This window comes from Brevundimonas sp., from assembly GCF_030656255.1.
GTDB lineage: Bacteria > Pseudomonadota > Alphaproteobacteria > Caulobacterales > Caulobacteraceae > Brevundimonas.
In genome coordinates this window covers 17,691-29,349 of sequence record NZ_JAUSOE010000049.1, presented here as the reverse complement: position 1 = coordinate 29,349, position 11,659 = coordinate 17,691, and the positions used below count along the sequence as shown (strand labels likewise).

The following is an 11,659-nucleotide window of genomic DNA, read 5'->3' as shown; positions in this document are numbered from 1 at the left end:
TCCGGCTTCGACGCGGCGCGACTACTGCCTGCGAATGGTCAGCGGAATAAGACGGGTTGATGACAGTTCGGTAACAGCGCCGGTCCTCACGCCATCAGGCGGCCGTTCGGACGTCGCGACGCTCGATCACCATGGGGAACCAGGCCGTGAACGCGGCCCCAAGCCCGGGCGCGCTTTCCACCACCAGCCCGCCCTGGTGGCGGTTTATGATGTGTTTGACGATGGCCAGACCCAGTCCGGTCCCCTGGCGTTCGCCGCTCTTCTGGCCCTCGACCCGATAGAAGCGTTCCGTCAGCCGCGGCAGATGCTCCCGCGCCATGCCCGGTCCGTGGTCGCGAACTGTGACGGCCGCATAGAGGACACCGACCGCCCGATCGGGCGTCACCAGGGGTAGCCGCGTCGCGCCCGGCATGCGCGAGGCCCAGGCCTCGTCGAACGACAGATCGGACCGCACCGAAATCTCCACCGTTCCGCCCTTGGGCGAATATTTGACGGCGTTGTCGAGCAGGTTCTGCACCACCTGCAATATCTCGTCCCGGTCGCCGCTGATCGAGGCCCTCGCCTCTCCCTGATCGACGACGACATCGACCTGTTTTTCTTGCGTCAACACGCTGACGGCGTCGACGACGTCGGAGGCCGCGCGATCCAGATCGACCCGCCCGGACGGCGGAATATGCTCGTTCAGTTCGATCCGGCTGAGCGACAGCAGGTCCGCGACCAGCCGTCCCATCCGATCCGCCTGGGCCGACATGATGTCGAGGAAGCGATCGCGGGCCGCCACATCATCGCGCGCATGCCCCTTGAGCGTCTCGATGAAGCCGCTCAACGACGCCAGTGGCGTGCGGAGTTCATGACTGGCGTTGGCCAGGAAGTCGACACGCATCATTTCGGTGCGCCGCGCATCGGTCTCGTCGCGAAGAATGACGAGGGCGAGAGCGCCCTGCCCTTTTCCTTCTCCGTCGCCCAGAGGCCGTGTCCAGGCGCGCCAGCGCCGGTCGCGCTGCCCTCCGGTGGCGTAGTCGGTGGTACGAGAGACGCCGCCGAACAGGGCCTCGTCTACGGCTTCCAGCACGCCCGGCTCCCGGATCACCTGAACCAGCAAGGCGCCCTGCCTCTGGATACGGAGCAGGTCGCGCGCCGCCTTGTTGGCCATGACGACCCGGCGGCCCGCGATGTCGTCGGGTTCGCCCCCGCTGATGATCAACACGGGATCGTCCAAGGCCTCGAACACCCGGTCCAAGAGTTGCGCAGTCATCGGATCCGCCGACCGTTCGATCGGCGCTCCCAATGTTTCAGGCAGAGGCGCGACCGAAGGCGACTGCACGTTCAAGATCCAGGCTGAAGCCGCGACGACAACCGCGCCTCCGACCAACCAATTCGCAATCTCCGGATGGATGAACGCGAGCCCCACCATCACAACCAAGGCGATCACGATGCTGATGCCCACCGTCCAGAAACGGGAAGTCGAGATCGGCGCCACCGGCGAAGGCGAGGATTCATAAGGCATATGCGGCGCCAGATTCGTGTGAGCAGCCTAAGGAATCCAATCCTTGCACGGATTCTGTGACGGCGCGCCGACAGAAGAGGTTGTTTTTTCCAAGCGTGGCCGCACCGTTTGTTTAGGAGTTTCGTCCAGCATGGCGCTGAAGGGGACGCCGTGGACCGGATACTTTATTGCATCGTGCGTGATCACGACTGGCGGGTGACCCTGCTGGCCGTCATCGTATGCCTCGTGGGCATGGGTTCCGCCTCCCGCTTCATGGAGCGCGCCCGCATCACCGACGGCGAACGCCGTCGGCGCCTCGCAATCTCGGCGGGATTGATCGCCTCAGTCACGATTTGGTCCACCCATTTCATCGCCATGCAGGGTTATGTCGGCGTCGGCGCCCTCACCTACGACGTGACCCTGACCCTGACCTCCGCCCTGGTGATCCTGGTCGCGATGGGCGTGGCCCTTTTCGCAGCCTTGAGCGGCGACGACCGTTGGCGCCGCGTCATGGGCGCCCTCATCGCCGTCTCAGGCGTCGCCGCCATGCATTATCTGGGAATGGCGGCGCTTCAGGCGCCCATGCATCTGAGTTGGCGGCCCGAGCTCGTGGTCGTGTCCATCGTCGGGGGTCTGATGATCGGCGGAACTAGCGCCTTCGTCCATCAACCTGGAGGATTGAGACGGTTAGCGACGACGGTTCTTGGCGCCTCACTGTCTATCGTCTTCCTGCATTTCGTCGGCATGGCCGCCATAACCGTGACGCCGGACCCCACCGTGGGTCCGCAGTCCGGCCTCTCGCCCGACGCCATGCGAACCCTGGTCTTCGTCATCGCCCTGGCCATCGTCGGTATCGGCGGCGCCCTGGTCTTCATGGCCTATACGGCACGGGCCAACGCCCTGGGTCATATTCGTGAAGCGGTCGAAGCCATGTCGGACGGACTGGGCTTCTACGACGCGGATGATCGCCTGGTGCTGTGGAATGCGCGCTACGTCGAGGTGAATCCTGAGCTGGCGCCCTTCCTCAGGGTCGGAATGACTTTTCGCGAAGTCCTCCAGATCGGCATCAATGAAGGCCGATATGACGAAGCCATCGGCCGCGAGGACGAATGGATCACCGAACGCATCCGTGTGCGCCGCCAAGGCGCATCAACGATAGAACAGCGGGTAGCCGGAGACCAATGGCTGCAGATTCAAGACCGACGCACCGCCGAGGGGGGTACGGTCACGGTCTGCAATGACATCACGGCCTTGAAGCGGGACGCCCGAGCCCTGGGCGAGGCGCGAGACGCGGCCGAGGCGGCCAATGTCGCCAAGAGCCAGTTCCTTGCGAATATGAGCCACGAGATTCGCACGCCTTTGAACGGCGTGATCGGTCTGTCTCAAGCCCTGTCCAAGACCGACCTCACGGCGGAACAGCGCGAGATGCTGGACCTGATGCAGGCCTCGGGCCGCACGCTCCAGACTTTGCTCAGCGACATCCTGGATCTCGCGCGGGTCGAATCAGGCAAGCTTGAGCTGACCAACGACGCCTTCGAACTGGAAAAGGCCGTGCGTGAAGCCGCGCAGCTCTATGCCGAAAACGCGCGTGAGAAGCATCTGGGCTTCCACATTGATATCGACGTGGACGCGGGTCTCTGGATCCGGGGAGACGTGGTGCGGCTGAAGCAGATCCTGACCAATCTGATCTCGAACTCCGTCAAGTTCACCAGCCAGGGCTTCGTCGGTCTGACCGTCCAGCGCGGTCCGGACAAGGAGGGTGCGCCCACCCTGCGCTTCATGGTCGAGGACACGGGAATCGGCTTCGACGCCGCCACGCGCGAGCGCCTGTTCAGCCGCTTCGAACAGGCCGACGGCGGCATCACTCGCCGATTCGGCGGCTCGGGACTGGGCCTGTCGATCTGCCGTCAGTTGGCGGAGATGATGGGCGGCGATCTGGATTGCGAAAGCGAACCGGGCGGCGGTTCCGCCTTCATCCTGACCCTTCCCCTGGTCTCCTGCGAAGCGCCGGCGCAGGTCGAAATCGCCGCATCGCCCGCCGCAAACGGCGAACAACGCCCCATGCGGGTGCTGGTCGCCGACGACCATCCGACAAACCGCCGTGTCCTAGAGCTGATCCTGAGTCAGATTTCTTCGGAAATCTTCATGACCGAGAACGGCGCGCAGGCGGTGGAGGCGTTCCGCGCCGGCGACTTCGATCTGGTGCTGATGGACATGCAGATGCCGATCATGGACGGGCTGACGGCGACTCAGGAGATTCGCCTGTACGAAGCGACCTCAGGCGGCCGCCGCACCCCCATCGTCATGCTGACGGCCAACGCCATGCCCGAACACGTCGCCGCCGGACAGGCGGCAGGGGCCGATCATCATCTGGCCAAACCGTTCAACACGGCGGAACTGCTTGCAATCGTCGCCGATCCGGGCGCCTTGCTCAAAGATGCGGCGAAGGCGGCCTGATCGAAAGCGGCGTAAGCCTCTTCGACCGTTGCATTTACCGTCAGGGCGGTTGCACATCCATCATGATGCGTGTAATAGCCCGCGCTCTTGAATTCGAGGGTTCATGACCCCCGCCGCGCGGGCCCAGGGTTGGCGCGGTGTTTCCGTTGTTGTTGAGGCGAGCCAGATGGCCGAGATCATTCTGAACGTGGACGTCCGCGATGGCGTCGGCACCGGCAGCGCACGCGCCGCCCGTCGCGCCGGTTTCGTGCCGGGCGTCCTGTACGGCGGCGACAAGGCCCCCGTCTCCATTTCGGTGAACGAGAAGGACTTCCGCAAGTCCCTCTACACCGGCAAGCTGCTGGGCCACCTGGTCACGCTGAAGTACGGCGAAGAGACCCAGCCGGTCATCGCCAAGGACGTGCAGTTCGACCCGGTATCGGACCGCCCGATGCACTTCGACCTGATGCGCGTCGATCAGCACGCCCCGATCAAGATCGAAGTGTCGGTTCACTTCAAGAACGCCGATGACGCGCCGTTCGTCCGTCAGGGCGGCTCGCTGGAAGTCGTCCGTCACGCGGTCGAAATCCTGGTCAAGGCCGACAGCATTCCTGATGAACTGGTCGTCGATCTGGCCAAGGCGCAGATGGGCGACACCATCCGCTTCTCGGACATCGAACTGCCCAAGGGCGTCGAGCCGACCATCACCGACCGCGACTTCGTGATCGCCACCATCAAGGTCTCGTCCGCCGCCCTGTCGGCCGCCGCCGATGAAGCCGCCGACGCTGACGCCGCTCCGACCGAGAAGACCGAAGGCTAAGCCTTCGTCGGATCGACAAGATCAGGCCCCGCCCGGTTCGCCGCGGCGGGGCTTTTCTTTGGGCGGCGTACACGGCATGAGGACGCCATGATCATCATCGCCGGGCTCGGCAATCCGGGCGCCAAATACGAGAAGAACCGCCACAACATCGGCTTCATGGCCGCCGACGAGATCGCGCGCCGCTGGCGCTTCGGGCCCGAGCGGGCCAAGTTCCAGTCGATCGTCAGCGAAGGCCAGGTCGAGACGGCGGATGGACCGGTCAAGGTCCTGCTGATGAAGCCCCAGACCTATATGAACGAGAGCGGCCGGGCCGTCGGCGAGGCCGCGCGCTTCTACAAGATCAAGCCGTCCGAGATCATCGTCTTCCATGATGAGATCGACCTGGCGCCGGGGCGGTTCCGCATGAAGACCGGCGGGGGCGCCGCCGGACAGAACGGCGTGCGTTCGCTGATCAGCCACCTGGGCGCCGACTTCCGTCGCGCGCGCATGGGGATCGGCCATCCCGGCGAGAAGGAGATGGTCATGCCCCATGTCCTGGGCGACTTCCACAAGGCCGAACAGCCGTGGCTGGACGCCCTGCTCCAGGCCTGCGCCGACGCCCTGCCCTTCGCCGCCGCCGGCGATGACGAACGCTATCAGGGCGAGGTCCTGCGCCTGGCCCCCGCGCCCAAGTTCAGCCCCCGACAGGCGGCGCGCGGCGAACTGTAGCCTGTACGCCTTTCGCGAAAGCCCGTAGAGGCGAGGCGTGAACCGTTCGCAGTCCGATCATTGGTCGACAGCCCAGTCGCTCGCCTTCCTGGCGGCGGTGTTCGCCCTCGTGCTCGGAACCCTGCTGCCCTTCGCGGCCCTGGCCTCGGTTCAGCCCGGACAGCCCCTGATCATCTGTTCCGCCGAAGGGCCGCAGACCATTCAGTCCGGCGGCATGGACGGTCCGGTCAACAAGCATCTGGGGGCCAAGTGCGCCGCCTGCGTCGTGCCCCTGGCCGCCGCCCTGCCCACTCCCCCCGCGCCCGAACCCGCGCCGGTCATCCGCACGGTCGAGACCGTCGTCTATTCGCCCGCCCGCGTCAGCCCCCCGCCGCCAGCCCGCGCCCCACCGCGCCCGCCGTCCACCGCACCACCCCACGCCTGAACCAGACCCAAAGCCCGCGCCGGCCCTGCGCCCGCGCGTCCTTACCGTTCTGACTTCAGGATCATCATGTCTCTCAAGACCACCGTGGCGCCCTGCGCCCTGTTGCTCGCCGCCCTGTCCAGTGGGGGATGGGCCAGCCCCGCCCTCGCCCAGCAATCCACCAGTTCGGCCCCGGAGCCGACGGTGCTGGACAGCGTCATCGTCACCGCCCGCCGCAATGCGGAAGATCCCGCCGTCGTCGCAGAGGCGCGAGAACGTCTGGCCCGCACTCCGGGCGCAGTCGCCGTCGTCTCGGCCGAATCCTATGCCGACCGCTATGCGCCCAACCTCGCCGACGTGCTGCGCGACGCCCCCGGCGTCTATGCCCAGAAGAAGTGGGGCGGCGACATTCGCCTGTCGATCCGGGGCTCGGGCATCGGCAACTCCAGCCACAATCGCGGCACCCTGCTGGCCCAGGATGGCGTGCCGTTCAACGAGGCCGACGGCTTTGGCGACTTCCAGCTGATCGACCCGCTGATCGCCCGCTATACTGAGGTCTACAAGGGGGGCAACGCCCTGCGCTTCGGCGGCGCCCTGCTGGGCGGGGCGGTCAATCTGGTCACGCCGACCGGCCGGACGGCGGCGTCGAACCTGAGCCTGCGTCTGGACGGCGGCTCCTATGGGACGGTGCGGGCCCATGCCGAGGTGGCGGGCGTTCGCGGCGACTGGGACGGCTTCGCCGCCGTCACCGGCCAGAGCGTCGACGGCTGGCGACAGCAGAGCGAGGGCAAGTCCCTGCACCTGTCCGCCAATGTGGGCCGCAGCTTCGGCCAGGACCGCGAGGTGCGCCTGATGGTCTCGGGCGGCGACATCCACCAGGAAATCCCTGGCAGCGTCAGCCTGAACGACGCCCTGACCCAGCCGGAAAAAGCCAATCTGGGCAATGTCAGCCTGAACTATCAGCGCAACATGCAGTCGATCCGCACGACGGTGCAGACCCGCTGGCGGCTGGATCAGTCCACCGTGTTCGAGGGCGCCGTCTATGGAACCTGGAAGGACCTGGATCACCCCATCTTCCAGGTCATTGACCAGCAGAGCCGCAACTATGGCGCCTTCGGTCGCTTCGACTGGCAGGGCCAGGTCGCCGGCCTGCGCGCCGACGCCTTCTACGGCGCCTGGTATCGCCAAGGCGATCTGGACGCCAAACAGTGGGCCAACCTGGCCGGACAGCAGAACGGTCTGCGCGCCCGCAGCTTCCAGAACGGCAAGGGGCTGGACGTCTTCGGCGAGGGGCGGCTGTTCGTCACCGACCGCCTGGCGCTGGTCGCCGGGGGCACCTGGGGCCGCGCCGAACGGAACTATCAGAGCTATGTGGTCCCCGGCGTCTCCGGCACGAGCGACCTGAGCGTTGACAAGAGCTTCGACTGGTTCGCACCCCGCGCTGGCCTGTTGTGGGAAGGCGAAGGCGGGGAGCAGGTCTTCGCCAATGTCACCCGCTCGGTCGAGCCGCCCAACTTCTCGGCCCTGTCGCCGACGGCCGAGGGCTATCAGCCCCTGGTCCCGCAGGAGGCCGTAACCTGGGAAGTCGGCACGCGCGGTCGCCGCGGCCCGGTGACCTGGGACGTCACCGCCTATCGCGCCGACCTGGACCACGAACTGCTGAACTTCGCCATCAACGCCGCCCTGGGCATCCCCGCCGCCACCTTCAACGCCGGCCCGACGGTTCACCAAGGCATCGAGGCGGGGCTGGACTGGCGGATCGCGCCGCAATGGCGTCTGCGCCAGACCTACGCCTTCTCCGACTTCTACTTCGACGGGGACAAGGTCTACGGCGACAACGACCTGCCGGTCGTGCCGCCGCACCTTTATAGGACCGAGCTGCGGTATGATCACCCGGCGGGCTGGTTCGTGGCGCCCAGCGTGGAATGGTCGATGGCGGATTCGTGGGTCGACTACGCCAACACCCTGAAGTCGCCCGCCTATACGGTGGCGAACCTGAACATGGGCTGGACCGTACGGGACGGCCTGACCGTCTTCGCCGACGTCCGCAACCTGTTCGACGAGGCCTATGTTTCGAACTTCAGCGCCGTGACCGACGCCAGGCTCGCCGGCGTATCGACCGCCGTCTTCTTCCCCGGCGAGGGTCGCTCGGCCTATGTCGGCGTGAGGATGAGCTACTGATGGCCGGCAAGGCCGCAACCCCGGCGCCGGACGATCTGTCCGGCGCCTACCGCGCCGTCTGGCGCTGGCATTTCTACGCCGGCGTCTTCGTCATGCCCGTGCTGATGCTGCTGGCCCTGACCGGCGGTCTATATCTGTTCAAGGATGAGATCGACGGCGCCCTCTATCGCGACATGATCCGCGTGCCTGCGGTGCAGTCCCAGGCGTCGCCGGCGACCTGGGTGGCGTCTGCGGCCCAGGCCGCTGGCGGCGGTCGGGTCGCCAATCTGGTCATGCCCGCCGGGGCGGACCAGGCCGTCCGCCTGCGGGTGGATCGGCCCGATGGGGTGCAGAAGACGGTCTTCGTCGATCCGCACACCGGCCGCGCCACCGGCGTCATTCCCGCCGGCGGCGTCATGGAACTGGTCAAGAAGACCCACAGCCTGACCCTGCTGGGTCGGCCGTTCAACATCCTGGTCGAGATCGTGGCCGGCTGGACCATCATCCTGTTCGCCACCGGCATCTATCTGTGGTGGCCGCGCGGGCGGGCCGTGGCGACCTTCTCTCCCCAAACGACCGACAGCCGACGTCGTCCCTTCTGGCGCGATCTGCACGCCCTGACCGGCGTCTATGTCGGCGGGGTCGTGCTGTTCCTGGCGGTCACCGGCATGCCCTGGTCGGCGTTCTGGGGCGATACGGTCATGGATGTCGTCAAGTCCAGCGGCCTGGGTCGTCCCCCGGCACCCGTCGCCGGAGCCTGGCAACGCGCCGAACATCATGACCAACCGCTCGGCGCCGGCTGGGCCATGGACGGCATGGTCATGGCCCACGACCATGCGGGCCACGGCGCGCTGGACCGGGTGCTGAAGATAGCCGACGACGCGGGTCTGGCCCGTCCCTACGCCGTCTCCATTCCCGCCGCATCGGGTACGGCCTATACAATCACGACCCAGGCCCGCCGGGTCCAGGACAGCCGATCTCTGTACATCGACGCCGCCTCGGGCCATGTGCTGGCCGACCTCGGCTACGACCGGTTCGGCGCAGGCGCCAAGGCCATCGAATGGGGCATCTACACCCACCAGGGGACCCAGTACGGACAGGTCAACCGGATCGTCATGCTGCTGGGCTGTATCGGCGTCTGGCTGCTGGCGATCAGCGGCCTGGTCATGTGGTGGAAACGCCGCCCGCCGAACCTGTCGCGCCTTCGCCTGGGCGCCCCGCCCGCTCCACCGGGACCGCGCGTCCGGGCCGCCGTCCTGGGCATCGTCCTGCCCCTCGCCCTCCTCTATCCCCTGACGGGCCTGAGCCTGGTCTTGGCCGTATTGCTCGATCGAGCCGTGCGGCCGATGATCCGGCGCCGTCCCGCCGTTTCCTGAAAGAACCGACGCCATGAAGACCCATCTGTCCCTCGCCGCCGTCGCCCTCATTCTGGCGGCCTGCAACCCGCCTGCGGACAAGCCGGCCTCTGCCGCTGAGGCGACGGCCGCTGCCGTGACCGCCGCCGACGCCTGGTGCCGCCCGTCGCCGAACGGCGCCAAGGCCGGGGGCTGCTACGTCACCCTGACCGCCGCGACCGACGACCGCCTGACCGGCGGCGCCAGCCCCCGCGCGGCCGAGCTTCAGGTCCATGAGATGAAGACCGAGAACGGCATGATGAAGATGGCCGAACTGACCAATGGCCTGCCGCTTCCGGCCGGTCAGGCGGTCGGTCTGGCGCCCGGCGGCAATCACCTGATGCTGATCGGCCTGACCGCGCCCCTGGTCGCGGGCGAAACGGTGCCCATCACCCTGAAATTCGTCTCGGCGCCCGAGGTGATGGTTCAGGCGACGGTGCGTCAGCCGGCCATGGCGGGCATGGATCACGGCGCCCACTGACGCCTTTTGCAGCGCGAGCCTGACAAACGGGATCGAACCCGCTAAAGGCTCGCGCTCACGAGGAATACCATGGCTCTTAAAGTCGCGATCGTCGGCCTGCCCAACGTCGGCAAGTCCACCCTGTTCAACGCCCTGACCAAGACGGCGGCGGCCCAGGCTGCCAACTATCCGTTCTGCACCATCGAGCCGAACACCGGCGACGTGGCCGTGCCCGAGGCGCGTCTGAACGCCCTGGCCGACATCGCAGGGTCGAAGGAGATCATCCCAGCCCGCATCACCTTCGTCGATGTCGCGGGCCTGGTGCGCGGCGCGTCCAAGGGCGAGGGCCTGGGCAACCAGTTCCTGGCCAATATCCGCGACTGCGACGCCGTGGCCTTCGTCGCCCGCTGCTTCGTCGATGACGACATCACCCATGTGGAAAACCGCATCGATCCGATCGCCGATCTGGAGATCATCGAGACCGAACTGATGCTGGCCGACATGGAAAGCCTGGAACGCCGCCGGCCCCAGCTGGAGAAGCGCGCCAAGGGCGGCGACAAGGACTCCGGCCTGACGCTGAAACTGGTCGATCTGGCCCTGGCCCAGCTGAACGCCGGCAAGCCCGCCCGCACCGCCGACGTGCCCAAGGAGGACGCCAAGGCCTGGCACATGCTGCAGTTGCTGACCGCCCTGCCCGCCCTTTATGTCTCCAACGTCGAAGAGGGTTCGGCCGACAAGGGCAATGAGCTGTCGGACAAGGTCGCCGCCCGCGCCGCCACGGACAACGCCAATTCGGTCGTCATCTCGGCCCAGATCGAGTCCGAGATCGCCGTGCTCGACGACGAGGAGCAGAAAGAGTTCCTCGAGACCCTGGGTCTGGAAGAACCCGGCCTGAACCGTCTGATCCGCGAAGCCTACAAGCTGCTGGGTCTGCAGACCTATTTCACGGTCGGCCCCAAGGAAGCCCGCGCCTGGACGATCAACGTCGGCGACACCGCGCCCCAGGCGGCCGGGGTCATCCACACCGACTTCGAAAAGGGCTTCATCCGCGCCGAAACCATCGCCTTCGAAGACTTCGTCGCCCTGCGCGGCGAGGCCAAGGCGCGCGAAGCGGGCAAACTGCGTGCGGAAGGCAAGACCTATGTTGTCAAGGACGGCGACGTGATGAACTTCCTGTTCAACTAGGATCCGAAGCGGTAGCCTCCGGCTCCTTCTTCATCATGTTTTCCAACGGATTGGCGGGATCCGGCGCGCGTGGCGAGCCGGGGCAGCGCGCAACTTTGATCGTCTTCATGTGCCGGTCGATATAGGTCAGGTTCATCACGTCGCCCGTGGCGGCCATATGCACCCGCTCGGTCCTGGCCTGTCCTCCCTGAGCGGCGCAGGACAAGGTCGCCAGATAACCTGAAACCGTCTCGTCGATCCGGGCGATGTCGCACGCTGCGTCTGGGGCTTCGAACCGCATCGGCGTCAGGGTGATCGGCGCCTGCTCCCCCTGGGGATTGGCGCACCAGACAGGATTGGCGGCCCAGATTCCCACAAAACTGCGCGGGCCGCGACCGGCCAGCGACGACGGCCCCCGCGGCTCGAGCTGCTGCATTGCATCGGGCGTCCTGAGCGGCTGGGCCGGCTCATCCGGAGGGTTGACCGCGTTATCTCCGCAGGCGGTCAGCAGGGCGATGGCCGCAACCACCGGGAACAACGCATATTTCATCCGCCTACAACACCACGGCCAAGGCTAAGGTTCAAACCCACGTCTTCATTGCGGTTGATTCTGATAATCGTTCGCAGT

At 66.5% G+C, this 11,659-nt stretch carries 11 protein-coding genes; 9 read left to right on the top strand and 2 right to left on the bottom strand.

From position 1 onward, the window contains the following. Nucleotides 1–94: 94 nt before the first annotated feature. A complete protein-coding gene (locus tag Q7J26_RS05445; protein ID WP_370651914.1) occupies nucleotides 95–1,207 on the bottom strand; it encodes a sensor histidine kinase in 1,113 nt (370 codons plus the stop codon). Between Q7J26_RS05445 and Q7J26_RS17105 the strand changes: the two genes are divergently transcribed. The 9 genes from Q7J26_RS17105 to ychF all read left to right on the top strand — a co-directional run bounded on the left by Q7J26_RS17105 (nucleotide 1,197) and on the right by ychF (nucleotide 11,052). After that, nucleotides 1,197–1,502, top strand: coding sequence for a hypothetical protein (locus tag Q7J26_RS17105; protein ID WP_370651913.1), 306 nt, complete (start codon nucleotides 1,197–1,199; stop codon nucleotides 1,500–1,502). The genes Q7J26_RS05445 and Q7J26_RS17105 overlap by 11 nt on opposite strands. Nucleotides 1,503–1,657: 155 nt before the next feature. After that, entirely contained in the window at nucleotides 1,658–3,943 is a 2,286-nt protein-coding gene (locus Q7J26_RS05440; protein WP_304935483.1) for an ATP-binding protein, read from the top strand. A 166-nt stretch (nucleotides 3,944–4,109) separates the two neighbouring features. Further along, complete coding sequence (locus tag Q7J26_RS05435) at nucleotides 4,110–4,742, top strand: 50S ribosomal protein L25/general stress protein Ctc (RefSeq protein WP_304935482.1); 633 nt, start codon at nucleotides 4,110–4,112, stop codon at nucleotides 4,740–4,742. An 87-nt stretch (nucleotides 4,743–4,829) separates the two neighbouring features. Then, complete coding sequence (gene pth / locus Q7J26_RS05430; protein WP_304935481.1) at nucleotides 4,830–5,450, top strand: aminoacyl-tRNA hydrolase; 621 nt, start codon at nucleotides 4,830–4,832, stop codon at nucleotides 5,448–5,450. Between the two features lie 37 nt (nucleotides 5,451–5,487). Next, on the top strand, nucleotides 5,488–5,874 hold the full coding sequence (locus tag Q7J26_RS05425; protein WP_304935480.1) for a DUF2946 family protein: 387 nt from the start codon (nucleotides 5,488–5,490) through the stop codon (nucleotides 5,872–5,874). A gap of 66 nt (nucleotides 5,875–5,940) precedes the next feature. Beyond that, complete coding sequence (locus Q7J26_RS05420) at nucleotides 5,941–8,034, top strand: TonB-dependent receptor domain-containing protein (RefSeq protein WP_304935479.1); 2,094 nt, start codon at nucleotides 5,941–5,943, stop codon at nucleotides 8,032–8,034. Next, entirely contained in the window at nucleotides 8,034–9,389 is a 1,356-nt protein-coding gene (locus Q7J26_RS05415) for a PepSY domain-containing protein (protein ID WP_304935478.1), read from the top strand. The genes Q7J26_RS05420 and Q7J26_RS05415 overlap by 1 nt, the downstream gene beginning before the upstream one ends. Nucleotides 9,390–9,402: 13 nt before the next feature. Beyond that, entirely contained in the window at nucleotides 9,403–9,888 is a 486-nt protein-coding gene (locus tag Q7J26_RS05410) for a copper chaperone PCu(A)C (protein WP_304935477.1), read from the top strand. Between the two features lie 69 nt (nucleotides 9,889–9,957). After that, a complete protein-coding gene (gene ychF, locus Q7J26_RS05405; protein ID WP_304935476.1) occupies nucleotides 9,958–11,052 on the top strand; it encodes a redox-regulated ATPase YchF in 1,095 nt (364 codons plus the stop codon). Here the strand turns inward: ychF and Q7J26_RS05400 are convergent. After that, the gene (locus Q7J26_RS05400; protein ID WP_304935475.1) at nucleotides 11,045–11,581 is read right to left on the bottom strand and encodes a hypothetical protein; all 537 of its coding nucleotides are present in this window, start codon (nucleotides 11,579–11,581) and stop codon (nucleotides 11,045–11,047) included. The genes ychF and Q7J26_RS05400 overlap by 8 nt on opposite strands. Nucleotides 11,582–11,659: the final 78 nt, after the last annotated feature.